Annotated in this window: 1 protein-coding gene; it reads right to left on the bottom strand. The window is 49.9% G+C overall.

The annotated features are described in order from the left end of the window. Nucleotides 1–1,534, bottom strand: a 1,534-nt coding sequence (locus KDK18_RS03670; protein WP_257253292.1) for a restriction endonuclease-like protein, incomplete at its 3' end; no start/stop codon positions are given. Between the last annotated feature and the right edge of the window lie 127 nt (nt 1,535–1,661).

Consider the following 1,661-nt stretch of genomic DNA (forward strand, 5'->3'; position numbering starts at 1 on the left):
GCATTTGATTGATGGCATCGTCGGGCACCCGGTCGGGGCCTGAGCGGGTTCCCTGATCATCCGCCGGTGTCTCAATCTGATACTTGGCATCAAATAACCAGATAATCCCGGCCCCGTCAGGAAAGGTAGCCTCGAGCAAAATATCCGGTTTTTGAGTCACCAACCAGGTTCTGATCTGGTCGTCTTTCTTTCTGAATATCGGTTCATGAGCCAAACGGATTTTCACCCCGTCAGACCGTCTGAAATGAAAAGCTCCGGCCATCCCATCCTTCAACGAAACACGGATCCCAGTGCCTAACAGAGGTATCCGTCCACACGGAACCTCCTCAAAGCCCAGGTCCACAATAATCCTGCGTATCTCCAGAAAACACCAGACTTCGTACATCTCTGCCACGTTGCGCAAGGAGAGTTGATCGGCCCCATCCAGAAGCTCGAGATACCATTTAAGCTGTTGCCAGATTTTATAAACTTTCGCGTAACCAGGCTTTTGCTGTAATACCAACGACTCCCGCTTCAGCCCCCGGTATTCCCCAACGTCCCTGAAAAATGGCTGTTTCTGAAAATGCCGCAAAGCCTTCTGCCAACTTTCCAGCTCTTTCATAAAGCTGGCGGAAAAACGCACTTTACCCGATTCCGCCAGACACGCCAGCTGTTGAACCCGGGTAAGTCTGGTAATGCCATGACCAATCACCGCTTTAATAAAACGGTTTTCCGGCGTATCCACGTTGAGTTGCTTTTTGCTCAGCGTAAAAGACTTCTCATAATTTTTATTGGCCTTTTCCAGCGCCAGTCGCTCTTCCTGCTGTCTGGATAGCCTGCCCCTCAAACGGCTCATCGGAACGGTGTGCTTATGCTCCATCAACCGACTATGGGGTGCATTCACCACATGCTTCAGCCCGGCCAACAACTCCTTATGAAGGGATTCAAATCGTGCAAACCACAACAACAGGAATTGGGAGTGCGGCTTTTTAACGGCGCTTAATGAATGACGGGTGCTTTCTGCCAATGAGAAACGCCACAGTGGAAATACAGCATCAACAGCCTCGTTCATTGCCCTGAAGTCCGACTGCATATCCATCTTCACCGGCAAAATATCGAAAGCAATCGACTGTTCGATGAGCCGCCCCTGGTAGGAATAGGCCAGTTTAAACTGAAAAGTACCGACATGATTGCCCGCATTGATACTTCCCCGTAAAGAGCAGCTACGGCGGCTGAAATGAAAAGACTCTTCAATAACCTTTAGCTTATGTTGCACCGACGGCAGCGGATCTCCCTCTTCCGGTGGCTGGTGAAACAGAAACTCAATCTCGTAATATTTGTTTTCAAAGAAGACCGCTTCACCAAGGCATAATTCAAACACCGGCTCTGTAGTATGTTTTAACAATAACGGGGGAGAAAACCGCACCTCAGAAGTTGGCACAGCATTGCCACGTTCCGTCAGCGTTCGTTCCAGCCGCCGCTGACTCGAACGAATATCTTTTGACCAAATGACGCAATCAAAATGCCCGGTTTCAATAACGGCCAGTTCCGGCATAATCTCAACTCACTCAGGGCCAATAGCTGGTAAAGGTATGGCTCTCAAGCCGCGCTTTCATCCACTCCAGTTTTTTGCGGGAGCGACACGGGATGCCTTTTTTCACATCACGGAACAGGTCCGGACG

Source organism: Endozoicomonas sp. SESOKO3 (genome assembly GCF_024606255.1).